The following is a 23,606-nucleotide window of genomic DNA, read 5'->3' as shown; positions in this document are numbered from 1 at the left end:
TTGTGTCGGCGACGGAAGAAGCTCGTCGAGTTCGCGAGCCTGAATATCGGGCCAAAAATCGCCGTTGGACAGGAAGTCGTGGAGGGGTAACACATGAGTGACGAAGCTGACTATTTCAACAACAAGATAGCGGGCAAGACTTACATCAGCCCAACAGTCCCTACTCTCGAAGGCGCGCTTCGCATTGCCTCAAAAGTCGTCGATTCTGAAGGCATGCACTTTGTCAAAGTAAAGGACGAAATTGTCCTTCGACGCACCAAGACGGGAAGGACTGAAATCCGGGCCAAGTTTCTGGAGGCTGACAGACAACTCAGCGTAGTCACCTTGCAGTCATTCAATGGGAATACGGGCACGCCTCATAACACCCACTTTTCTTTCATCGGCGAGGAAATTCCGAAACTCCTCACATTCTTTCAGAACATCGCTGCCTACCAGTTCGCAGATCGCGAGAAGGTCAACATAACTGACTCCGAGCTTCGGAAACTCGTACTGTCTAAGGAGCAGGTCACCAGCCTTATTCACGAGAATCCAGAGGTCTTCGCGGAGGTGATCCAAGCCGAACTCACGAAGGAGGACATTGTTGCGCTCGGCTACAGGAAGCGGCAACTGACCATCTTCCAGAAGCTGCTTGAAGATCGCGGGTACTTTGATGAGGTTAAGCAACTGAAGAAGGCCGCGGGTGATGAAGCTCTCTGGCAGATGTTCTTTGAGCGGAACCAATGGGTGTTTGGCTACGGGCTGAGCTACTTTTTCGTTACTGGGTTTGAAGACCGAAAACTTGAGCAAGTCGTGCAGGGTCACGACCTTCTGAAGCATGGAAAGCGGGTGGACGGATTGATGAAGACCAGAGGCATCATCAATTCATTGTGCTTCGTTGAGATCAAGAAGCATGGCACCGATCTCCTTGAGTCGAAGGACTATCGCCCAGGCTGCTGGGCGCCCTCTAGAGAGCTTTGTGGCGCGGTGGCCCAGGTTCAGGGAACCGTTGCAGCCGCGATGCATGCTCTTTATGGACTGATTCGACCGACCGACAACCAAGGCAGTCCTACGGGGGAAGAAGTCTTCAATTTCAAGCCACGGGCATTTGTCGTGATCGGTTCGATGTCGGAGTTCATGGCAGAGCATGGTGTTAACTTAGACAAGCTGCGCTCCTTTGAGCTTTACCGCAACAGCATCACGGGCATCGACATCCTCACCTTTGACGAGCTTTACGAGCGAAGCAAGTTCATCGTTGATGCTGCACAGACAGCCAAGCCATGACAGCCAACCGGATTGCTGCCTACAACCACTTGTTCGAGCTCTTGAACATCGATAGATGCGCAACACAGGCCGACAATGACCGCCGGACAGCCATGGAAAACGCAATCGAAAATCTCTTCCAACACCGCATCATCGGTGGTAAGTCTGTCTATATCGTGGACGACCATCACAAGGCCCTTGCAGCATGGACTCTGGAACGACGACGACTCGGCGCTGCCCCGACGCTCATCACGATTGATCATCACACGGACACGGACGAGGCATTCCGCAAGTTTGCATTTCTGGCAACCGATGGCGTCGGAGATGAAGAAGCAATCCAACTTATCGAGCGCGAACATCTCGCAAACGTGGACTGGAGGGACGACGCCTCCATAGTTGAAGCCATTGAGAATCTGGCCCACGACGAACACATTCATGCGGCAACAGCGGCCGGGATTTTGGCAAGGTCGTTCTCCATACAACTGAGCGATGGCTCGGGCTCGACGCAGGGTGAAGTGCGATCTGACGGGCTTTATGTTGTCCCCCATCGGTGTGCCGTTGATTGCATCAAAGCTGTCTACGACGACGATTGCGTCAAGCATCATGCCGACGAGATCATCGAAAGCAGGTATCTTGAAAACCAGCTCTCGCGCGCCGACGGGCTTGCCGCATCTATCGGTGCATCGCCCGCGGTGACCGCGCCCTTTATTTTGGACATCGATCTCGACTGCTTCCACTCGTGGCGTGCCGTCTCACCGTCCGATCCGTCCACGTTCTTGAGCCTCATCCGGGCCGCTGAGGCAGTCACCATCGCCACCGAAGAAGGCTGCGTGCGGGAGCTTTGGTTGGACGAGACAGGGGCGCCTGATGTGCCCGAATTGCTGCGCAAACTTCTGGCACATATCGAGAACGCGCTTTCATAGCGCGTGCGGGATCACGCTGGCATGTGGGCTGCTGGTCTTGGAGCTCCGCGACCTTGGTGAGCATCCACACTGCTGTCGCAGGAGCAATGTTAGTCGCCTCCAGACAGCCCACGATTGCCAGCGCCGATGGGCGGGCTTTCTCAGGGCGGCCCCCAAGCGCGAATAGCGCGCTGCTGCGCCAAGCGCAGTCGCGCTCCAGCACGTGCACCTTGCGGATGCTGCCGTGCTGGTTAGCCCGCCGTAGCTCCCATCAAGGTAGGTCATCCTCAGTCGGCACGTTGCTCGGATTGGGTCATCGCATCGACTACCGGCAGTGTGAGCAAGAGCTGCTCCACGGAGACCGGCTTATGGCGCCTGACGGGCGCGCGTGGCTTCGGGAGCGCCCCGAGTTCCTGGAGGCCGCGCCGCTGCAACTCGATACCGAGTACCGCCAGCAGTTCGGCCTCGGACAGCTTTGCCAGCGCCTTGCCGGCGCGCTGAGCAGCCAGGCTCAAGTCAGGCGTCAGCATGTCGGCGGTGTCGGGCGGTATCACATCGGGCATCTGTCGATCATGCCGACGTGATCGACGATGGCATCAGGGAGTCGCCCGAATTGCAGATCGTCGCGGTCGGCCGTCAGGGGCTGATGCGGTGAAATTATTCGGGCGTGGGCTTCGTGCCCCATAGCCGGCGCGGAGGCAGGGTCTCCAGCGGGTTCCTCGGAGGCTTGAACGGTGCCAGCGGGAGGGTCGGCTTCGGCCGAGGTGTCCTGGGTTTTTTCATCGGCCGTCAGTCCATCGGCGGCGGGGTGTTCGCCTTCGCCTGGTGCTGGCGGTCGGGTCAGGCGTGGTCATGGACCCGCAAGGTAGCTGCCGTGCGTGCCTTCGGTCAGTCCCAGTGGGCCGTGCAAGGCGTCGATCAGGTCAGCCCTGAGGTAGCCACGCTGCGCCAGCACGGCCCGCAGCTTCGCGCGCTGGCTGAAAAACTCGCAGGAGGGGCGAAAAAAATTGCGCCGCCGGAAAACTCTCTACGACCTTCCTTACAAAGAAATCTGGCTCAGCCGGGCACCCCGGGTGGGGTGGAGTGGCCCAGCGTGTTGGCTCGGCCGACGCGCCAAGCGGGCGCAGGCGGGCCAACAGAGAAGCGGGCAAGGGGTTGGTGGCCAGGCGGGCCTTGCTCGGCGCTTGGTTTGGTCTGTGAGGTCGGGGATTTCGGGCCGTGCTTGCGGTGAGGCTTCTGGACCGAGCGGGCCGCGCGCGGCGCAATGGACTCCGCGTTGGCCGGAGGGTCCAGCGCGTAGTGTTGCTGTAGGTTCTTTTGTAGGTTCTCGATGCGATGGGCTGGAAACCCGCATGAAACCTAGAGAGTTGGTGGAGAGGATGAGGATCGAACTCACGACCTCCGCATTGCGAACGCGGCGCTCTCCCAGCTGAGCTACCCCCCCAACGCCCACAAATTCTAACCAGAACGAGCGCTCCGATGCACGTCTCCGGCATGCCAAGATGCGCTCCCTGCCGCAAGAAAAGGACCGAGGAATGTCGCTGCACGACCCAGCCTGGCTGGACACCATGTACAACAATCGCGCGCGCGTGCCGGAACATCCGGTGCATCTGGCGCGATGGGCTTCGAGTTCTGCCGCCGCGCGCGCTTCCCTGAGGGGCAGCCTGGACTTGCCCTACGGCGACGGGCCCGGCGAGACGCTCGATGTGTTTGCCGCGTCCGACCCCAACGCGCCGGTGCTGGTTTTCATCCACGGCGGGTACTGGCGCTCGCTCGACAAGAACGACTCTTCCATGGTCGCCCCTGCGTTCGTCGACAAGGGTGTTTGCGTGGTCGTGCCCAATTACGCGCTGTGCCCCGGAACGGCCGAGCAGCCGGTCCGCGTTGCCGACATAGCCCTGCAAATGGTTCGCGCGCTCGAATGGACTTGGCGCAACATCGCGGCGCACGGTGGCGACCCTTCGCGAATCACTGTTTCCGGTCATTCCGCGGGCGGGCACCTCGCGGCGATGCTTCTGGCGTGCGACTGGAAGGCCGTCTCACCGGACCTGCCGCCCCAACTCGTGCGCAACGCATTTTCGATTTCAGGCGTCCATGACCTTCGTCCGCTCCAGCACGCCCCTTTCCTCGCCGATGCGCTGCGATTGACCGATGCCGAAGCGCTGCGCCTCAGTCCGGCGTTCTGGCCGGCGCCAAAGCGCGGGCAGCTCTACACGGTGGCGGGCAGCGAGGAAAGCGAGGAATTCATCCGCCAGAACGCGCTGATGCGCAAGGCCTGGGGCCCTGCTGCAGTGCCGGTCAGCGAGATCCTTCCGGGGCTCGACCACTTCGGTGTGGTGGACGCATTGGCCGATCCCGCGCACCGCCTGCATGCGCTGGCGATGCAACTGCTCGACACCTGAAGCTCCGCCTCAGGTAGCGGCACGCAGCGGGCCTACATCAGCAGGTGTTCGCCCGCGTTGTCGCCACCCAGGGTGACGTAGTTGACCTTGCGGATGTCCATGAGCTTGCGGCCGCCCGCGTAGCTGATGGAGCTCTGGATGTCCTGCTCCATTTCGATCAGCGTTTCGGCCAGCTTGCCCTTGATCGGCTCGAGGATGCGCTTGCCTTCGACGTGCTTGTATTCGCCCTTGTTGAAGTCGCTGGCCGATCCGTAGTATTCCTTGAAAAGAACGCCGTCGACTTCCACGGTCTTGCCGGGCGACTCCTCGTGTCCCGCGAAGAGCGAGCCGATCATCACCATCGACGCGCCGAAGCGGATGCTCTTGGCGATGTCGCCGTGGTCGCGAATGCCGCCGTCGGCAATGATCGGCTTGGTCGCGACGCGCGCGCACCACTTGAGCGCCGACAACTGCCAGCCGCCCGTGCCGAAGCCCGTCTTGAGCTTGGTGATGCAGACCTTGCCGGGGCCGATGCCCACCTTGGTGGCATCGGCGCCCCAGTTTTCCAGGTCGATGACCGCTTCCGGCGTGCCCACGTTGCCCGCAATCACGAAGGATTTCGGCAGCTTCTTCTTGAGATAACCGATCATGTTCTTCACGGTGTCGGCGTGGCCATGGGCGATGTCGATCGTGATGTATTCGGGTGCCATGTCCGCGGCGGCGAGTTGGTCGACCGTGTCGTAATCGGGCTTTTTCACGCCCAGCGAAATCGACGCGAACACGCCCTTTGCGTGCATGTCCTTGACGAACTTGACGTTGTCCAGGTCAAAGCGGTGCATCACGTAGAAGTAGCCGTTCTTTGCCAGCCACGTGCAGATGGTCTCGTCGACCACGGTCTTCATGTTGGCGGGCACTGTCGGAATGCGGAAACTGCGGCCGCCGAGGGTGACGCTGGCGTCGCACTCGGAGCGGCTTTCCACTACGCATTTGCGGGGCAGCAGAAGAATGTTGTCGTAGTCGAAGATTTGCATGTGATTCCAAGCTCCTGAAAGGTCGTCGCCAAAGGATTTCGGCGGCGATGGGGCGCTTGGCTTGGAGCCCGGCTTTGCGGGTTCGCCGTGGCGGCGATACCGAACTCTGCGAACCCTGCTGTGCGCAGGCACAAAAAAACCGGACGTCAAGAAACTTGGGCCCGGTGACTGATTCTACCCGCCCGCTCCATGGCGGGTGGGCGTTTCTACAATGGGCACATGCTCCCATATGACTTGTTTTCCGGCGCGCCCGACGCCATGGGCGAAGCGCCCGCCGCGTCCCCTCTGCTCGCCAATCTGAATCCGGAGCAACTTGCGGCCGTGACGCTGCCCGCGGGCAACGCGCTGATCCTCGCCGGAGCCGGTTCGGGCAAGACCCGCGTGCTGACCACGCGCATCGCATGGTTGCTGCAAACCGGCCAGGTGTCGCCCGGCGGCATCCTCGCCGTGACCTTTACCAACAAAGCCGCCAAGGAAATGATGACGCGGCTGACGGCCATGCTGCCGGTCAACGTGCGCGGGATGTGGATCGGCACCTTTCACGGCCTGTGCAACCGCTTCTTGCGGGCGCACTGGAAGCTCGCCGGGCTCCCGTCCACCTTCCAGATCCTCGACACGCAGGACCAGCTTTCCGCAATCAAGCGGCTGATGAAGCAGTTCAACGTCGATGACGAGCGCTTTCCGGCCAAGCAGACCCAGTGGTTCATCGCCGGCGCCAAGGAAGATGGCCTGCGTCCGCGCGACGTCGAGATCCGCAGCGACGACGATCGCAAGAAGGTCGAGCTCTATCAACTGTACGAAGAGCAATGCCAGCGCGAAGGCGTGGTCGACTTCGGCGAACTGATGCTTCGCAGCTACGAGTTGTTGCGCGACAACGATCCCGTGCGCGAGCACTACCAACGGCGCTTTCGGCACATCCTGATCGACGAGTTCCAGGACACCAATCGGTTGCAATACGCATGGATCAAGATGCTTTCGGGCACCACGGCCGATGGCCGATTCACGCCGGGCGACAACAGCGTGATCGCGGTGGGCGACGACGACCAGAGCATCTATGCCTTTCGTGGCGCGCGCGTGGGCAACATGGCGGACTTCGTGCACGAGTTCAACGTGGCGCACCAGATCAAGCTGGAGCAGAACTACCGCAGCTACAGCAATATCCTCGATTCGGCCAACGAACTCATCAGCCACAACAAGAAGCGGCTGGGCAAGAGCCTGCGCACGGACCAGGGCCCCGGCGAGCCGGTGCGCGTCTACGAATCGACCAGCGACTTCGCCGAGGCGCAATGGATGGTCGAGGAGATGCGCCAACTGGTGCGTGAGGGCATCGATCGCAAGGAGATGGCCGTGCTCTACCGCAGCAATGCGCAGAGCCGGGTGATTGAAACAGCGCTGTTCAATGCCGCCGTGCCGTACCGCGTGTATGGCGGGCTGCGGTTCTTCGAGCGGGCCGAAATCAAGCATGCGCTGGCCTACCTGCGCCTGCTGGAGAACAAGGACGACGACACGAGTTTTCTGCGCATCGTCAACTTTCCGCCGCGCGGCATTGGCGCGCGCAGCATCGAGCAACTGCAGGACGCGGCCCGCGCGGCCGGCCGCTCGTTGCACGACGCCGTGAGCGCCGTCGGTGGCAAGGCCGGCGGCAATCTCTCTGCCTTTGTCGCGAAGATCGACGTGCTTCGCGAGCAGACGCAGGGCATGTCCCTGCGCGAGATCATCGAACTGGTGCTCGACCACAGCGGGCTCATCGAGCACTACAAGGCCGATCGCGAAGGCGCCGACCGCATCGAGAATCTGGAAGAACTCGTCAACGCCGCAGAAAGCTTCGTCACGCAGGAAGGCTTTGGCCGCGACGCGGTGGCGCTGCCAGTGGACGAACTGCGGCAGTCGCCGGTCAGCCAGGGCATCGATCCGAACCGCCCCGTTACGGACGAGCCGCTCGCGCCCGATGCGGAAACGGGCGAGACACTCAGTCCGTTGGCGGCTTTCCTGACACATGCAGCGCTCGAATCCGGCGACAACCAGGCGCAGGCCGGCCAGGATGCCGTGCAGCTGATGACCGTGCACGCTGCAAAGGGGCTCGAATTCGATTGCGTGTTCATCACCGGCCTGGAAGAGGGCCTTTTTCCGCACGAGAACTCGATGAGCGACTACGAGAGCCTCGAGGAAGAGCGTCGGCTGATGTATGTGGCCATCACTCGCGCCCGCAAGCGCTTGTACCTGAGCCATTCGCAGACCCGCATGCTGCACGGGCAGACCCGTTACAACGTCAAGAGCCGCTTCTTCGACGAACTGCCCGAGAGCGCCCTGAAGTGGCTCACTCCAAAGAACCAGGGATTCACACCATCCGCTTTCGGCTACGGCGGCGGCTACGCAAGCACGCGCGGCGGTGGAGGCGGCTACGGCAAGGAGGCCTTCGCGAGTCCACCTGTTCCGCCACAAAAAGCCGCGCCGTCGCACGGGCTTCGTTCAGGCATGCAGGTCTTCCACAACAAGTTCGGTGAAGGTACCGTGGTGTCGCTGGAAGGCACCGGCGACGACGCCCGGGCCCAAGTGAACTTCCCGCGCCATGGCGTCAAGTGGCTGGCGCTGTCGGTTGCCAAGCTGACGCCGGTTTAGCGCGGTCGGCGCCGCGCTCGCGGTGCTGGGCCTATTCCTGGAATGAATCGCGGAAGGTGAACCAGGTGCTGGTGAAAAACATGGCCGCCATCACCAGTGCGCCGCCGATCATCACCGCAGCTCCGGCCGCAGACGCGCTTGCGCCGATGCCCATCGCGCCGATGGCGACGAGCAAGGTTGCGGCAAGGCTCAACACGATGCCCGCGCCGATGAACACGCCTGTCCAGACAAGGCCGAAGACGGTGAGTGCGCCGAAGTTCTTGAAGCACGCCACAAAGCTGAAAAACAGGCTCTTCGCCGGTGGCACGCGATGCCAGTGCACGAGCGCTGGTGCATGCCAGAAGGCCAGCGACAGCGGCAGGTAGAGACCCATGGCAATCCAGAGCGCGACCTGGAACTCGGTCGTTTCCGCAAGTTCGCGCGTGAGCGGTCCGCCGAGCAGGTAGACGCGCGCGAACTGCCCGCCATCGGCCAGCGCGGAGATCGCCATCACCACGAGAAACAGTGCCGCGTACATCGCGCCCAGCACCGCCATGGGACGAACGTCGGAGCGAACGGCATTCACGGCGGCCATGAACACGGTTCCGGCAGGCGGCTTTTCGGGGCCGGTGGCTTGCGCAGCGGCTGCCATCAGCCCGAGCGTCATGGTCGGCAGCAGCATCAGGGCAATGGCCGCACCGATCAATGGCAGTTGCGAGGCGATGGACACCAGCGCCATGAAGAAAAAGAAAAGCGAAACGAAGGCGAGCGGCTGTCGTGCGAAGGCCTTGAGCCCGCTTCGGACCCACAGCACGCCGGTGCGTGCCGGAACAAGATTGAGTTTCATCGGATCGGGTCAGGCGGCCTGCAGATCCGCGTCATGTGAGAACTCGAAGGTCGCATGGGCGCGTTCGCGCAACACGCGTTCGAAGTGCGTCGGATCGTGCGCCTTGAGCATGCTCGCTTCGCGAGGCAAGTGGTAGTCCCATAGGCGCGAAATCCAGAAGCGCAGCGCGGCGGCCCGGAGCATGGCCGGCAGCAAGGCGCGTTCCGGGCCGGTCAGGGGGCGCACCGAGCCATAGGCAGCGAGCAATGCGCTGGCGCGCTCGGCATCGTGGCGACCGGTCTGGAGGTCGATGGCCCAGTCGTTCAGGCACACGGCAAGATCGAAAAGCCAGGTGTCCGTGCCCGCGAAGTAGAAGTCGAAAACGCCCGTGAGCCGTGGCGCGTCGGCGCTCGCATGGGTGTCGAACATGGCGTTGTCGCGAAACAAGTCGGCATGAATGGGCCCGCGGGGCAATGCGGCGTAGGTCGACGATTCGGCGATGTGGTTCTGATAGGCGAGTTCGCTGCGCAACAGCGCGGCCTGGGGCGCCTCGAGGTAAGGCAAGACGACGGGCGCGGTGTCGTTCCACCAGGGCAGGCCGCGGAGGTTGGGTTGAATGCGGGGGTAGTCGCGCGCCGCGATGTGCATCTGCGCCAGCAGCCGGCCGAGCTCGGCGCAGTGGCGGGCGGTCGGTGCCAGTTCGCTCTTGCCCTGGAGCCGCTGCACGACCGCTGCAGGCTTGCCCGCCACCGTGAGCAGCAATTCGCAAGGCGCGTTGGCGGGAATCGACAGTGCGTGCCCCTTCGGCGGCTCGATCTTCGGATCGATCACCGGCTCCGGCACGGGGATGCCGCGCGCCGCGAGGTGCTTTATAAGACAAAGGTAGTAGGGGAGCTGTTCGGGGCCGAGCCGCTCGAAAAGCGTCAGCACGAACTCACCGTTTGCCGTCGTCACGAAGTAGTTGGTGTTTTCGATTCCGCCTTCGATGCCTCTGAGCTCGCTCAGCGGGCCGAGTCCCAGGCGTTGCACCAGTGCGTCGGCTTCTTCGAATCCGACTTCCGTAAAAACTGCCACCGTGTGCTCAGAACTTGAAGACGTTCCACCAGACCCGTGAGCCGGGGTCGGAGTTGCTCTGGTCGGGCTGTCCCTGCATGTTGGTGCCCTGTTCGCGGTTGGGCATGACGTTGTAGGCCGGTGCGTTGTTCTTGGGCTTGACCGTGATGCTCATCGTCTGGCCGCCGACGCGAACTTCGTCGACGGTGGCGCCGCTGTCTTCGGTGTGGATGTGCTCGATCTTCTGGTTGCGGCGGCCGTTTTCCTTGTCCGCGTCTGTCGGGTTGTCCGCCGTGGCCGGGGGCTGCGCCGGCTGGGGCGTCTGCGCCTGGACGGCGGCAATCGCCGCGGCGCTGGCGAACAACAACATGGCCAGGCGAATGCGGGAAAGATGGAGCGGCATGGAGGACATGATCAGGATTGTAGGTCCGCGCTCGCGCCAGGGATACAAGTCCGTGGCGTTCCGGCACACCTTCCGGACGGCCGGTCGCGGCACGGCAAAATGCCCTGATGACCGACAAGAAAACACTGCTGCTCGTCGACGGATCGAGCTATCTTTATCGCGCTTTTCATGCGATGCCCGACTTGCGCGCCGTTCCCGGCGACAACAGCAGTCCCGCCACGGGTGCCATCCGGGGAATGATCAACATGATGCAGGCCCTGCGCCGCGAGGTGCGGGCCGACTACGCCGCCTGTGTCTTCGACGCGCCGGGCAAGACTTTCCGCGACGACTGGTATCCCGCCTACAAGGCAAATCGCTCGCCGATGCCGGACGATCTGCGCAGCCAGGTCGAGCCGATCCACCAGGTGGTGCGGCTTCTTGGCTGGCCGGTGCTGTGCGTGCCGGACATCGAGGCGGACGACGTGATCGGCACGTTGGCTCGAACGGCTGCCGCGCAAGGCATCGAAGTCACCGTTTCCAGCGGCGACAAGGACCTGAGCCAGCTCGTTGACGAGCACATCACCATCATCGACACGATGAACGGCAAGAAGCGCGACGTGGCCGGCGTGACGGCGGAGTTCGGCGTCCCGCCCAACCTGATGATCGACTATCAGACGCTGGTCGGCGATACGGTCGACAACGTCCCGGGCGTCGAAAAGGTCGGTCCCAAGACGGCCGCCAAGTGGCTGCTCGAATTCGGCTCGCTCGATGCCCTCATTGCGCGCGCCGGCGAGGTCAAGGGCCAGGCCGGCGAGAACCTGCGCAAGGCGCTCGACTGGCTGCCGCAGGGACGCCGGCTGGTGACCATCAGGACCGATTGCGAGCTCGGCGAGCACGTCAAGGGCCTGCCGTCGCTCGATGCGATTGCCATCGGCCCGCAGCAGATCGACGAATTGAAGATCTTCTACGAAAAGTACGGCTTCAAGTCGCTGGTGCGGACGCTCGAAGCGCACGAGGTGTCGCCCGAGTTGATCGAGGAGAACAAGAAGAAAAAAGGCCCTGAAGGCGGGACCGGCCTCTTCGACGACCCGAGTTTCGCAGCCGCTGCCAAGGTCTCCAACCTGGCTTACGAGACGATCATGACGTGGGAGGCCTTCGACGCCTTGCTGGCGAAGATCCAGGCGGCGGAGCTCGTGGCGATCGACACCGAGACCAACTCACTCGATGAAATGCGCGCCGAGATCGTCGGGCTGAGCTTCAGCGTGACGCCCGGCGAAGCGGCCTATATCCCCGTGGGCCACAACTATCCGGACGCGCCTGTTCAGCTGCCGCGCGATGAAGTCCTGGCAAAACTCAAGCCATGGCTCGAAGACGGCTCGAAGAAAAAGCTCGGCCAACACATCAAGTACGACCGCCACGTGTTTGCCAATCACGGCATCGAGGTGCAAGGCTATGCGCATGACACGATGCTGCAAAGCTATGTGCTGGAGGTACACAAGCCGCACGGCCTCGCCAGTCTTGCGGAGCGGCATCTGGGACGGACGGGCATCGACTACGAAGACCTCTGCGGCAAAGGTGCGCATCAGATTTCGTTCAGCCAGGTGTCGATCGACAAGGCCGCCGAATATTCGTGCGAGGACTCCGACCAGACGCTGGATGTGCATCGCGTGCTTTGGCCGCAGCTCGAGGCGAATGAAAAGCTGCGCTTCGTCTACGAGCTGGAAATGGCGTCGAGCGAGACGCTCTATCGCATCGAGCGCAATGGCGTGCTGATCGACGCGCCCACGCTCGCCGCGCAGAGCAATGAATTGGGCAAGCGCATCATGGCTTTGGAGCAAGAAGCCTACGAGCTCGCGGGCCAGCCTTTCAACCTCGGTTCGCCCAAGCAGATCGGCGAAGTGTTCTTTACCAAGCTGGGGCTGCCGGTCGTCAAGAAGACGCCGAGCGGCGCACCGAGTACAGACGAAGAAGTATTGGAAAAGCTCGCGGAGGATTTTCCGCTGCCGGCCAAGATCCTGGAGCACCGCGGACTCTCGAAGCTCAAGGGCACTTACACCGACAAGCTGGGACTGCTGGCGAATCCACGCAGCGGCCGGGTGCATACGCACTATGCGCAAGCCGTCGCCGTGACGGGCCGTTTGTCCAGCAACGATCCCAATTTGCAGAACATTCCGATCCGCACCGTCGAAGGCCGCCGCGTGCGAGAGGCTTTTGTCGCGCCCGCTGGCAGCGTGATCGCAAGCTCCGACTATTCGCAGATCGAACTGCGGATCATGGCGCACATCAGCGGCGATGAATCCCTGCTGCGCGCGTTCACCGAAGGCATCGACGTTCACCGGGCGACTGCTGGCGAGGTCTTTGGCGTCGCGGTGGAGCAAGTGTCGAGTGAGCAACGTCGTTATGCGAAGGTGATCAACTTCGGGCTCATCTACGGCATGAGCAGCTTTGGGCTCGCGCGCAATCTGGGCATCGAAACCAAGGCGGCCTCGTCGTACATCGAGCGCTACTTCGCGCGGTATCCGGGCGTGAAGGCGTACATGGATGAGACCAAGGCGCTGGCCAAGCAGAAAGGCTATGTCGAGACCGTCTTCGGACGCCGCCTCTACCTGCCGGAGATCAATTCGCCGAATGGACCCCGCCGAGGCGGTGCCGAGCGCGCAGCCATCAACGCGCCGATGCAGGGCACCGCCGCCGATCTGATCAAGCTCAGCATGGTGAAGGTGCAGGACGTGCTGGATGCCGAGAAGCGCGGGACCAAGATGATCATGCAGGTGCACGACGAACTGGTGTTCGAAGTGCCCGAAGAAGAAGTCGAGTGGGTTCGCATCGAGATCCCGCGGATCATGGCGAGCGTCGCCGAACTCAAGGTGCCGCTGCTCGCGGAGATCGGCTTTGGCCCGAATTGGGACAAAGCGCATTAGCTACGCTCGCCCCCAGGTTGGCTCACTTCGTGTAGCCGCCCACCCCCTACCGGGGGCAACACCAGCGGCCCGGCAAAGCCGGTTCCGCGGTGTTTCTGGAAAATCGTTTTGGAGATTCAGGATCAATGAACATTGCAATTGCTTCTGGCCGTCGGGTCGTCTTGTTTGCGGCGTTAAGTGCTGCCTGCGCATGCGCCTTTGCTGCGCCAGATGAGCGGCTCGCTGCGCTTGCCGCGAAGGAGAAGCCGGCGTTGCTGGAGACTTTGAAGCAGCTGGTTTCTGTGGAATCGGGGAGTCGCGATCTGGAGGGGCTGGACAAGATCGCGGATCTGGTTGCTGCGAAGTTCAAGGCGCTTGGCGGGCAGGTCGAACTGATCGATCCTTCGGCCGATGCCTACCGCATGGAAGACACGCCGGAGAAGATCGGCAAGGTGGTGCGTGCGACGTTCAAGGGCGCGGGCACGAAGAAGATCATGCTGATCGCGCACATGGACACGGTCTATCAGGTGGGCATGTCGAGACAGCAGCCGTTTCGCATCGATGGCGACAAGGCATACGGGCTGGGCATCGCGGACGACAAGCAGGGCGTGGCGGTCATCGCGCATACGGTGGCGCTGCTGAAGGCCCTGGACTTTAAGGACTACGGCACGCTGACGGTGTTGATCAATGGCGACGAGGAGATTAGTTCGCCGGGTGCCCGGGCGCTTCTCACGCGGCTGGGCGGTGAGCACGACGTGGTCATGTCTTTCGAGGGCGCACCGATTCGGGACGACAAGCTGTCGCTCGCGACCGCGGGCATTGCGTCGGTCACGCTCAATGTCACTGGCAAGGCGTCCCACGCGGGTTCGGCACCGGAGGCGGGCGTGAATGCGTTGTACGAGTTGTCGCACCAGATCCTGCAAATGCGCGACCTGTCCGATCCGGCCACAGGCCTGAAGATGAACTGGACGATTTCACGCTCGGGCACCAATCGCAACGTGATTCCGGCCACGGCGACCGCCGGTGCGGATGTGCGGGTGCTGAAGGTGAGCGACTACGACCGCATCGAGCGCGAGGTCCGGGAGCGATCGAAGAACCAGCTGATTCCTCAAGCCAAAGTCGAAATCAAGTTCGAGCGCCGCCGCCCGCCGCTGGAGGCGACGGATGCATCCCGCGCGCTCGCGACGCACGCTCAGCAGATCTACAAGAGCCTCGGCCGCACGTTGGGCGCGGACGACAAGGTGGCAGGCGGCGGCACCGACGCGGCTTTTGCGGGCTTGAACACCAAGGCCGCGGTGGTGGAGCGGTTCGGACTCCAGGGTTTCGGTGCGCATTCGATGGACGCGGAATATGTGCTGATCGATTCGATCGAACCGCGGCTCTATCTTGCAACGCAACTGATCATGGACGTGTCTCGCGGGAAGCTCGGGCCCGGATCGAACTGAGGCGCCGTCTCCTCTCGCAATGCGGCTACGTCACATCGAAGTCTTCAACGCGATCATGCTCACCGGGAGCGTGAGTGCGGCGGCGCGGCTCATCAACATCACACAGCCGGCGGTGAGCCGGACGTTGCAGCATGCGGAGATCCAACTCGGGTTCGCGCTCTTCCAGCGAGCCAAGGGTCGCCTGACGCCGACCACGGAGGCGTTGACGCTGTATCCGCACATCGAGCGGCTCTTTGCACAGCTCGACGAGGTGCAGCGCCTCGCGACGAACCTGCGTTCGGCGAGTGACGCGGGAGAGCTGCGCATCCTTACGGTGCTGGCTTTGAGCTACGAAGTGCTGCCGCGCGCGCTCAAGCGCTTTCGGGAAAAGCATCCTGGCGTGGCGGTGACGGTCGAGTCGCTGCATTCACCGCAGATCATGTCGGCACTGCTGCTGCAGGAGGCGGATGTCGGCTTTGCATTCAGTCCGACCGTGCATCCTTCGTTGACCCAAGAGGCGTTGGCTGACAGCCGCATGGTGTGCATTGCGCCTAAGGGAATGTTGCCCCGCGCACTACTGCGCAACGGATCGGTGGCGCTGCACGATCTGGTCGACCTTCCGGTGGTGGGGCTCGACAGTCGGGATCCAGTCGGGACGAGTCTGAGTCAGGCGTGTCGGCAGGCTGGCGTCGGATTCAAGCAGGCGGTGGTCACTGTGCAGACCTACCATGCGGCGCTTGCGATGGCGCACCATGGACTTGGGGTCGCGCTGGTCGATGGATGTACCGCTCGTTCAGCGGATCGGGAGAAAGTGGATGTGCTGACGCTGGAGCCGCATATTCCGGTGCCTATTCGTGCGCTGCGGTTTGCGGGAAAGCCGGATTCTGTGGCTGTGCGGAGCATTACTGTTTTTATGCGGGAGGCGGTTGAAGGGGTGAGTTGAAGGAGTGGAGTGGGTAGGGGTGGCGGAGGCGGGCGGTGTGCCCTGGGCTGGCCGACGTCACCGGCCGCTTTGCGGCTTCCCTGCGCTGCTCGCGGCACGCGGGGTCCGCGCGAAACTCGCTGCGCTCAAACACGCGCAGCCCTGATCCGCGTACCGCTGCGCTGCTCGGCGGTGCCTCAACGGCCAGCCCAGGGCACACCGCCCGCCTCCGCCGGTAAGGGCGGGGGTGATTTGTCCGCCGCCATCGCTGTCGCTAACGCGCAGGCCGCGGGCGTTCGAGACGCGCGCAACCCCAGCGCAACACTGAGCCCGGTATGGGGTGTGGGCTGTGGTGACCCTTCTGCGCCGCCGAAGCGCGGAGACTCGGGCGGATCAGGGCCGCGTGTGTCTGAGCGCAGCGAGTTTCACGCGGACCCCGCCTGAGTCGAGCACTGCAGGGAAGCCCGAAGGGCCGGCGCAGCGGGGTCGCCACAGCCCACACCCCATACCGGGCGGCCCCCCAAACAGCAAACAACAACCTTCAGTGATTGTCCCGAGGAATCCCAAACGTAGCGTGCACCTTCTGATACTTCACAGCAGGCTTCAGCACCATCCCTCCAGACAGCTCATCCACGATGCCCCGCTGAATCTCCTGCCATGGAGTTTGACTGGCCGGATACGGATACCCGCCCTGAGCGTCCAGCTTGGCGCGCCGACGAGCAAGCTCCTCATCCGGCACCAGCATATTGGCCGTGCGCTTCTTCAGGTCAATGCGCACTCGATCGCCCGTTTGAACCAGCGCAAGCCCGCCACCCGTCGCAGCCTCGGGTGAAGCATTGAGGATCGATGGCGACCCGGACGTTCCGGACTGCCGGCCATCGCCAATGCAAGGCAGCGCCGTAACGCCCTTCTTGATCAGGTACGAAGGCGCACGCATGTTCACCACCTCGGCAGCGCCCGGATAGCCCACCGGCCCCACGCCGCGCATGAACAACACACTCTTGGGATCGATTTTCATCTTCGGATCGTCAATGCGACGGTGATAGTCCTCCGGCCCGTCGAACACGATCGCCGTACCTTCGAATGCCATCGGATCGTTCGGGTCTTCGAGATAGCGCGAGTGGAATTCGGGCGTGATCACGCTCGTCTTCATGATGGCCGATTCGAAGAGATTGCCCTTCAGATTCAGGAACCCCGCGTTCTTCTTCATCGGCTTGTTGTACGGGAAGATGACCGTGCGGTCGCTCGTGAACTTGCCTTCGCAGTTGTCGATGAGCGTCTTGCCGTTGGCCGTGAGCGCTGGCTTGATTTTGCCCTGCGCGATCAATTCGGCGACTACTGCCGGAACGCCGCCCGCGCGGTAATAGTCTTCGCCCAGATACTCGCCGGCCGGCTGCAGATTCACGATCAGCGGGATTTTGTAGCCGAGCTTTTCCCAATCATCGGTCGTGAGCTCCACGCCGATGTGCCGCGCGATGGCAATCAGGTGCACCGGCGCGTTGGTCGATCCGCCGAGCGCGGAGTTGACCACGATCGCATTTTCGAAAGCTTCGCGCGTCAGGATGTCCGAAGGCTTCAAGTCTTCGCGCACCATCTCGACGATGCGCCTGCCCGTGTGATACGCCATCTCCTGGCGATCACGGTAGGGCGCCGGAATCGCAGCACTGCCGGGCAGCGTCATGCCGAGCACCTCGGCCAGCGAATTCATGGTCGACGCCGTTCCCATGGTGTTGCAATGCCCTGTCGACGGCGCTGACGAAGCGACGAGCTTCAGGAATTCCTGATAGCCGATCTCTCCTGCTGCCATCATCTCGCGCGCACGCCACACGATCGTGCCCGAGCCCGTGCGTTCGCCCTTGTACCAGCCGTTGAGCATCGGCCCCGAATTGAGCGCGATGGCGGGAATGTCCACCGTCGCGGCAGCCATCAATTGCGCCGGCGTCGTCTTGTCACAGCCGGTCGTCAACACCACGCCATCGAGGGGATAGCCGTACAGCACTTCCACCAGCGAGAGATATTGCAGGTTGCGATCGAGTGCCGCCGTCGGGCGCTTGCAAGTTTCCTGGATCGGATGGATCGGGAACTCGAAAGCGATGCCCCCCGCATCGCGAATGCCTTCGCGCACGCGCTCGGCGAGCACCAGGTGATGACGGTTGCAGGGCGCGATGTCCGAGCCGGTCTGCGCGATGCCGATGATGGGGCGGCCCGACTGGAGCTCGTCGATGCCCAGGCCGAAGTTCATCGTGCGCTCCAGATAGAGCGCCGTCATGTCGGCATTGGCCGGATTGTCGAACCATGCCTGCGACCGCAGGCTGCCGGCGCGCACCGGCGCGGCAGCGGCTGAACTGGCCGAATTCTTCTTCGCGACCTTGGCGCTCTTCGTCGACTTCACAGTGTTCGCGTTCTTTGAGTTGCTCGTCTTCTTCGATGTCATCAGCGCATTCCCTTCAGGGTCAGGTCCGCGTTCGGCAGTGCCGCGCAGTCTTCGATGTATTGCCGAATGATGTCGGCGAAGTTGTCGTGTGGATGCAAGCCCAGCCGGGCTGCGCGTGCGGCGGACGCGCCGCTGGGCCAATTGGCAACGATGCCGGCGATGCGCTCGTCGCGCTCGAAGCGAACACGGGCGCGCACGGCGGGTCCGGCCACCTCTTCGAGCGCGTCGAGCATGTCGCTGACGCGCACATTGATTGCCGGAAGATTGAGTGCGGTGCGGCCGCAGAACTCTTCCCGGCTGGCTTCATAGACGGCGATCAGCCCTTCGACCGTGCGCGACGGCGACGACATCGGATGCGAGACATCGGGAGAAACCGGGCAGATCGCTTCGACCCCTGCCAGCGGCTCGCGGATGATGCCGCTGAAGAACGAAGATGCCGCGCCGTTCGGCCGGCCGGGACGCACCGTCACTGTCATGAGCCGTGCAGCGCGGCCATCGACATAGCCCTTGCGCGTGTAGTCGGCAATGAGATGCTCGCAGATCAGCTTCTGAGTGCCGTACGAAGTCTGTGGCGCCGGCAACGTGTCGTCGGCAACGATTTTCGGCAGCGGTACTGCAGGGTCGGGGCCGAACACGGCGACCGAACTCGAGAACACCAGGCGCGGCACCTTGCCGCCCGCATTGACACGCGCCCTGATCGCGTCGAGCAATGCCCGCGTGCTGTCCAGGTTGGAGCGCAGGCCCAGGTCGAAGTCGAGTTCGCATTCGCCTGAGACCGCTGAAGCCAGGTGGAAAACGCCGTCAAAGGGTTCGTCGCGTAGCGCATCGGTCTGCGTGAGCAATGGGCCGGTGCGTGCCTCGACGCGTGCGTCGGCGAGCAGGTCGGCGGGTGGCGGCGCGATGTCGGTCAATACCAGGCGCTCGATGCGCTGGCCCGCCAGCGTGCCGCGGGCAAGCAGCGCCCTTGCGAGGCGCGCGCCGACGAAGCCGCCGCCTCCGGTGATCATCAGTTTCATGCAGTCTCCTTCATTGCTTTCCCTTTCGGGAGGTCGTGGGGTCCGCGGCGCGCACGGCTTTGACCGCGGCTTGCCGACGGCGGCCATCGATGACGCCGCCCTCGATCAACCGCTGTTCGCCGCGGATCAGGTGTTCGTTTGCGTGAAGCCGCGCTGCGACAGGGTCGTGCGCCGCGATGGCCTCGAAGATGGCGCGATGTTCGCGCTGCACGGCCGTCATGAAGTCGGCGCGCCGGGCCTCGTTGCCACGTGTGATGCGCATGCCTTCGCGCAGGTATTGCTCAAGGAAGCCGAGCAGAAGCCGGAATTGCGGATTACCCGTCGATTCGCCGATCACCTGGTGAAAGGCAAGGTCCTCGGCGACGCCGTCCCGCCCTTCGGCCACTGCGGCGTCGATCGCCGCAAGTGCCCGGCGCAACGCGGCAATCTGACCTCGGGTGGCGCGCTCGGCCGCGAGTGCCGCGATCTCGCCTTCGAGCACGCGCCGCACTTCCACCACATGGACGACCGACTGGACCGAAGTCAACACCGCGGGATCGAAGGCAAGCGGCTGGTTGACCGGGCGCGGCGCCACATAGACGCCCGAACCTTGCCGCGACTGAACCATGCCCTTGGACTTGAGTTGATGCACCGCCTCTCGCACCACGGTGCGCGAGACGCGGTGCGCGGCGGCGATCTGCTGCTCGGTCGGAAGCCGGTCGCCCGCCTGGAGCGTGCCGGATTCGATCTGTTCGCTCAACAGCACGGCCAACCGGTCCGACAGCCGATCGACGATCAGCGGAAGGGGCTGGGTGGGGGAGGGCGCCGGAGGCCGCCCGGCGATGGGAGATGTTTGCACGGTGATACGGTGATCATACAAATTTGCAGGGGTTAATGCCTAACGGTTTGCCCTGATGCGCGAGCTTGTCTCAATGCCAATACTGCGCGGTTGCGACGCAAGGCCTTCATACCTTGCGTGATCCGCGTTTTCTGCGAACTCCGAGGACTCCAGTGCATGGCAAGTGTCACGATCCAGGCGGTCAAGAAGAATTTCGGCGAAGTGCCCATCCTGCATGGCGTGGACATCGACATACGCGACGGCTCCTTCACAGTGCTGGTGGGCCCCTCGGGCTGCGGCAAGTCGACGTTGCTGCGCATGATCGCCGGGCTGGAGGAAATCAACGGCGGTGAAATCCGCATCGGCGACCGGCGAGTCAACGACCTGCCGCCGAAGGAGCGCGACATCGCGATGGTTTTCCAGAACTACGCGCTCTATCCGCACATGACCGTGCGCGACAACATGGCCTTTGCGCTTGCGCTGGCCAAGATGGACAAGGCCGCCATCGAGCAGAAAGTCGGGCGCGCAGCCGAGATCCTCGCGCTGACGCCGTTGCTCGGACGTTACCCGCGCCAGTTGTCGGGCGGGCAGCGCCAGCGCGTGGCGATGGGCCGGGCGATCGTGCGCGATCCGCAGGTTTTCCTGTTCGACGAGCCCTTGTCCAACCTCGACGCCAAGCTGCGCGTGGCCATGCGCAGCGAGATCAAGGAGCTTCACCAGCGGCTGAAGACGACTTCCATCTATGTCACGCACGACCAGATCGAGGCGATGACGATGGGCGACAAGATCGTCGTGATGCGCGACGGGCGCATCGAGCAGACGGGCAGTCCGCTCGATCTCTACGACCATCCGGCCAACCAGTTTGTCGCGGGTTTCATCGGCTCTCCGGCGATGAACTTCCTGCCGGGCACCTTGCGCCGCGGCGGCGGCGCGGCGCGGGTCGAGCTCGCGGACGGCACGCAGCTCGATGCACCGCTGCGATCCGGCGGCGCCGACGGACAGGCTGTGATCTACGGCACCCGGCCCGAGCACCTGAGCCTTTCGGACGACGGCGGCATTCCTTCGCGCGTGGTCGTGATGGAGCCGACCGGCATGGACACCTTCGTCGCCTGCCGCCACGAAGGCGCCGAGATTTCCGCGGTCTTCCGCGAGCGCTACGACTTCGCGCCAGGGACGACCATCCACCTGCAGCCCGATCTGCAGCGCGCACACCTTTTCGATGCAGGCACCGGCCAGCGGCTGGTGGCTTGAGGTTCTTTTCTGGCCCGTTCAACACAGGAGACATGAATGAGTGACTTCAATCGCCGCGAGATTCTCAAGAGCTCGGCAGGCATTGCCGCTGCCGCTTCGCTCGGCGTCGGCACCGCGATCTTTTCGCCGCTCGCGAATGCCCAGACCGTGACCTTCAAGCCCGAGAAGGGCGCCAAGCTGCGGGTGCTGCGCTGGAGCCGCTTCGTGCAGGGAGACATCGACGCCTACATGGCGAACGTGAAGAAGTTCAGCGATGCAACCGGCGTCGAAGTTCGCGTGGACAACGAAGGCTGGGAAGACGTCCGCCCCAAGGCCGCGGTGGCCGCCAATACCGGTGCGGGCCCCGACATCATCCTGTCGACCAACGATGACGCGAACCTCTATCCGGACAAGCTGCTCGATGTCACCGATCTGGCGGAATATCTCGGCAAGAAATACGGCGGCTGGTATCCGGCCGGCGAACTCTTCATGCGGCCGGATGGCAAGAAGTGGATCGGCCTTCCGCTCGGCGCGGCAGGTTCGCTGATGGTCTATCGCGAAAGCATGGTCAAGGCGGCGGGCTTCGACAAGTTCCCGACGAACACCGACGATTTCCTGAAGCTCTACAAGGCGCTGAAGGACAAGGGCATCCCCGGCGGCATGGCGCTCGGCAACGCGACGGGCGACGCTACATGGACCAACTGGCTGATCTGGTCGTTCGGCGGCAAGCTGGTCGACAAGAACAACAAGGTCATGCTCGACAGCCCCGAGACGCTCAAGGCGCTGGAGTATTCCAAGGAGCTGTACGCCAACTTCATCCCAGGCACGCTGTCGTGGCTGGACCCGAACAACAACAAGGCTTTCCTCGACGGTCAGATCAGCCTCACCAACAACGGCATTTCAATCTACTACGCGGCCAAGAACTCGCCCGATCCGAAGCTCAAGGAAATGGCTGCGGACATCAACCATGCCGTGTTCCCGATCGGCCCCGTGGGCGTGCCGACCGAGTCGCACCTGTTCTTCAATCAGATGATCATGAAGTACACGAAGTACCCGCAGGCGTCCAAAGAATTCCTGCGCTTCATGATGGAGCGGCCGCAGTTCGACGACTGGCTGAAAGGCGCGGGCGGCTATGTCGCGCAACCGCTTCGCGCGTACGAGGCCAATCCGATCTGGACCTCGGATCCGAAGAACACGCCTTACCGCGATTCGGTCAAGAACCTTCGTCCAGCCGGCTACGAAGGCAAGCTGGGCTATGCGTCCGCGGGCGTCGCGGCTGACTTCATCATTCCGAACATGGTGGCTGAAGCGGCCAGCGGCTCCAAGACGCCCAAAGAGGCGATGGAGCGCGCCCAGAAGCGCGCCGAGCGCTACTACAAGGTCTGACGCAAGGTGTGACGCAAAGTCTGACGCGCACGCCCGCCTCGATGACGACACCACTGGCCCGGCTGCAGAACAGCCGCAACGCTCTCGGCTTCCTGTTCATGTTGCCGGCGGCGGTGCTGCTGCTGATGTTCCTGACCTATCCGCTCGGCCTGGGCACCTGGCTGGGGTTCACCGATACCAAGGTGGGCCGCGGAGGCGAGTGGATCGGTCTGGAGAACTACATCTTTCTCTGGAACGATGCGGTCACGCGGCTGGCGCTCTTCAACACGCTCTTCTACACAACGGTGGCGAGCGTGTTCAAGTTCTTCCTCGGCCTGTGGCTGGCGGTGCTGCTGAACAAGAACATCCGCTTCAAGACCTTCTTCCGGGCGGTCATCCTGCTGCCCTACATCGTGCCGACCGCACTGTCGGCGATTGCCTTCTGGTGGATCTACGACTCGCAGTTCTCAATCGTCAGCTGGGCGCTGGTCAAGATGGGGCTGATCGATCATTACATCGACTTTCTCGGCGACCCCTGGAATGCACGCATGGCGGTGATCGCCGCCAATGTCTGGCGGGGAGTGCCATTCGTGGCGATCACGCTGCTGGCTGGCCTGCAGACCATTTCGCCTTCGTACTACGAGGCATCGGCCATCGATGGCGCAACGCCCTGGCAGCAATTCCGGCATGTCACGATGCCGCTGCTGACGCCGATCATCGCGGTGGTCATGACCTTCTCGGTGCTGTTCACCTTCACCGACTTCCAGCTGATCTACGTCATCACACGCGGCGGTCCGCTCAATGCAACGCACCTGATGGCGACGCTGTCGTTCCAGCGTGCGATTTCAGGCGGCGCGCTGGGCGAGGGTGCGGCGATCGCGATTGCGATGGTGCCCTTCCTCCTGGCTTGCATCATGTTCAGCTTCTTCGGCTTGCAGCGCCGGGCCTGGCAGCAAGGGGGGTCCGACAAGTGAACTCGCCCCCAGTCTGCGCGCACTTCGTGTCGCTTCGCCAACCCCCTGCCGGGGGCAATACCAGCGGCCCGGCGAAGCCGGTTCCGCGGTATTCCTGTTGCTCGCCCCCAGG

Annotated in this window: 18 protein-coding genes and 1 tRNA gene; 10 read left to right on the top strand and 9 right to left on the bottom strand. The window is 63.0% G+C overall.

Going from position 1 to position 23,606, the window contains the following annotated elements; translation table 11 throughout:
• Nucleotides 1–93: 93 nt before the first annotated feature.
• Nucleotides 94–1,260, top strand: a complete 1,167-nt coding sequence (locus tag AC1DEK_RS20695) for a Shedu immune nuclease family protein (RefSeq protein ID WP_478127158.1) — start codon at nt 94–96, stop codon at nt 1,258–1,260.
• Nucleotides 1,257–2,162: a peptide arginase family protein gene (locus AC1DEK_RS20690; RefSeq protein WP_478127157.1), complete on the top strand. Its 906-nt coding sequence runs from the start codon at nt 1,257–1,259 to the stop codon at nt 2,160–2,162. The genes AC1DEK_RS20695 and AC1DEK_RS20690 overlap by 4 nt, the downstream gene beginning before the upstream one ends.
• Nucleotides 2,163–2,428: 266 nt before the next feature.
• Here AC1DEK_RS20690 and AC1DEK_RS20685 read toward each other — a convergent pair whose 3' ends face one another.
• Complete coding sequence (locus AC1DEK_RS20685) at nt 2,429–2,704, bottom strand: hypothetical protein (protein WP_478127156.1); 276 nt, start codon at nt 2,702–2,704, stop codon at nt 2,429–2,431.
• 805 nt (nt 2,705–3,509) lie between these two features.
• A tRNA-Ala gene (locus AC1DEK_RS20680) sits at nt 3,510–3,585 on the bottom strand.
• A gap of 91 nt (nt 3,586–3,676) precedes the next feature.
• On the opposite strand from AC1DEK_RS20680, the gene AC1DEK_RS20675 reads away from it, so the two are divergent.
• On the top strand, nt 3,677–4,543 hold the full coding sequence (locus tag AC1DEK_RS20675; RefSeq protein ID WP_478127155.1) for an alpha/beta hydrolase: 867 nt from the start codon (nt 3,677–3,679) through the stop codon (nt 4,541–4,543).
• A 32-nt stretch (nt 4,544–4,575) separates the two neighbouring features.
• Here the strand turns inward: AC1DEK_RS20675 and AC1DEK_RS20670 are convergent, their stop codons facing one another.
• The gene (locus tag AC1DEK_RS20670; RefSeq protein WP_478127154.1) at nt 4,576–5,553 is read right to left on the bottom strand and encodes a GMP reductase; all 978 of its coding nucleotides are present in this window, start codon (nt 5,551–5,553) and stop codon (nt 4,576–4,578) included.
• A 219-nt stretch (nt 5,554–5,772) separates the two neighbouring features.
• Between AC1DEK_RS20670 and AC1DEK_RS20665 the strand changes: the two genes are divergently transcribed.
• On the top strand, nt 5,773–8,172 hold the full coding sequence (locus tag AC1DEK_RS20665; RefSeq protein WP_478127153.1) for a UvrD-helicase domain-containing protein: 2,400 nt from the start codon (nt 5,773–5,775) through the stop codon (nt 8,170–8,172).
• Nucleotides 8,173–8,203: 31 nt separating this feature from the next.
• On the opposite strand, the gene AC1DEK_RS20660 is transcribed toward AC1DEK_RS20665, so the two are convergent.
• The 3 genes from AC1DEK_RS20660 to AC1DEK_RS20650 are packed head-to-tail and all read right to left on the bottom strand — an operon-like array spanning nt 8,204 to nt 10,442.
• Nucleotides 8,204–8,998 (bottom strand): BPSS1780 family membrane protein, encoded by a 795-nt coding sequence (locus tag AC1DEK_RS20660; protein ID WP_478127152.1) that lies wholly within the window; start codon nt 8,996–8,998, stop codon nt 8,204–8,206.
• A gap of 9 nt (nt 8,999–9,007) precedes the next feature.
• On the bottom strand, nt 9,008–10,051 hold the full coding sequence (locus AC1DEK_RS20655; RefSeq protein ID WP_478127151.1) for a homoserine kinase: 1,044 nt from the start codon (nt 10,049–10,051) through the stop codon (nt 9,008–9,010).
• 7 nt (nt 10,052–10,058) lie between these two features.
• Nucleotides 10,059–10,442, bottom strand: a complete 384-nt coding sequence (locus AC1DEK_RS20650; protein ID WP_478127150.1) for a hypothetical protein — start codon at nt 10,440–10,442, stop codon at nt 10,059–10,061.
• Between the two features lie 98 nt (nt 10,443–10,540).
• Between AC1DEK_RS20650 and polA the strand changes: the two genes are divergently transcribed.
• The 3 genes from polA to AC1DEK_RS20635 all read left to right on the top strand — a co-directional run bounded on the left by polA (nt 10,541) and on the right by AC1DEK_RS20635 (nt 15,679).
• A complete protein-coding gene (gene polA / locus AC1DEK_RS20645; protein ID WP_478127149.1) occupies nt 10,541–13,333 on the top strand; it encodes a DNA polymerase I in 2,793 nt (930 codons plus the stop codon).
• Nucleotides 13,334–13,458: 125 nt separating this feature from the next.
• Nucleotides 13,459–14,757, top strand: a complete 1,299-nt coding sequence (locus AC1DEK_RS20640; RefSeq protein ID WP_478127148.1) for a M20/M25/M40 family metallo-hydrolase — start codon at nt 13,459–13,461, stop codon at nt 14,755–14,757.
• 19 nt (nt 14,758–14,776) lie between these two features.
• Nucleotides 14,777–15,679, top strand: coding sequence for a LysR family transcriptional regulator (locus AC1DEK_RS20635; protein WP_478127147.1), 903 nt, complete (start codon nt 14,777–14,779; stop codon nt 15,677–15,679).
• Between the two features lie 520 nt (nt 15,680–16,199).
• On the opposite strand, the gene AC1DEK_RS20630 is transcribed toward AC1DEK_RS20635, so the two are convergent.
• From AC1DEK_RS20630 to AC1DEK_RS20620, 3 genes are read right to left on the bottom strand one after another with little or no spacing between them, the layout of a single operon-like run.
• Nucleotides 16,200–18,092: an IlvD/Edd family dehydratase gene (locus AC1DEK_RS20630; RefSeq protein WP_478127146.1), complete on the bottom strand. Its 1,893-nt coding sequence runs from the start codon at nt 18,090–18,092 to the stop codon at nt 16,200–16,202.
• A complete protein-coding gene (denD, locus tag AC1DEK_RS20625) occupies nt 18,092–19,108 on the bottom strand; it encodes a D-erythronate dehydrogenase (RefSeq protein WP_478127145.1) in 1,017 nt (338 codons plus the stop codon). Before denD ends, AC1DEK_RS20630 begins: the two co-directional genes overlap by 1 nt.
• 10 nt (nt 19,109–19,118) lie before the next feature.
• Entirely contained in the window at nt 19,119–19,946 is an 828-nt protein-coding gene (locus AC1DEK_RS20620) for a FadR/GntR family transcriptional regulator (protein ID WP_478127144.1), read from the bottom strand.
• Between the two features lie 156 nt (nt 19,947–20,102).
• Here AC1DEK_RS20620 and AC1DEK_RS20615 point away from each other — a divergent pair, with 156 nt between their 5' ends.
• From AC1DEK_RS20615 to AC1DEK_RS20605, 3 genes are read left to right on the top strand one after another with little or no spacing between them, the layout of a single operon-like run.
• A complete protein-coding gene (locus AC1DEK_RS20615) occupies nt 20,103–21,176 on the top strand; it encodes an ABC transporter ATP-binding protein (protein WP_478127143.1) in 1,074 nt (357 codons plus the stop codon).
• Between the two features lie 36 nt (nt 21,177–21,212).
• A complete protein-coding gene (locus AC1DEK_RS20610) occupies nt 21,213–22,541 on the top strand; it encodes an ABC transporter substrate-binding protein (protein ID WP_478127142.1) in 1,329 nt (442 codons plus the stop codon).
• A 41-nt stretch (nt 22,542–22,582) separates the two neighbouring features.
• Nucleotides 22,583–23,494 carry a carbohydrate ABC transporter permease gene (locus AC1DEK_RS20605; RefSeq protein ID WP_478127141.1) on the top strand — a complete coding sequence of 304 codons (912 nt, stop codon included), beginning with the start codon at nt 22,583–22,585 and terminating at the stop codon, nt 23,492–23,494.
• The last annotated feature ends 112 nt before the right edge of the window (nt 23,495–23,606 follow it).

The sequence above is a fragment of the Variovorax sp. 10N420 genome (assembly GCF_056394705.1).
The sequence above is the reverse complement of the archived record's forward strand: the minus strand, read 5'-3'. Positions and strand labels throughout refer to the sequence as shown.